Here is a 288-nt window from a genome sequence, read left to right on the forward strand (position 1 = left end):
CAACCAGGCTTTCGATCGCCGGGATGCGCCGCTCGTTGGCAAGCGGCCCCATGTCGACGCCGGCTTCGAGACCGTTGCCGACCTTGATCGTCTTCGAGGCGGCGACGAAGCCGTCGAGGAACTGATCGGCGACGCGCTCCTGCACGAGGAAGCGGGTCGGCGACACGCAGACCTGGCCGGCATTGCGGTACTTGCTGGCGGACATGATGGCGACGGCGCGTTCGACATCGGCATCATCGGTGACGATGACAGGCGCATGCCCGCCCAGTTCCATCGTCGCGCGCTTCA

At 66.3% G+C, this 288-nt stretch carries 1 protein-coding gene; it reads right to left on the reverse strand.

Going from position 1 to position 288, the window contains the following annotated elements; all coding sequences use genetic code 11:
- Positions 1-288, reverse strand: a 288-nt coding sequence (locus IB263_RS33895; protein ID WP_192439612.1) for an aldehyde dehydrogenase family protein, incomplete at both ends; no start/stop codon positions are given.

The sequence above is a fragment of the Ensifer sp. ENS03 genome (assembly GCF_014852035.1).
In the GTDB taxonomy this organism is placed as follows: Bacteria; Pseudomonadota; Alphaproteobacteria; order Rhizobiales; family Rhizobiaceae; genus Ensifer; species Ensifer adhaerens.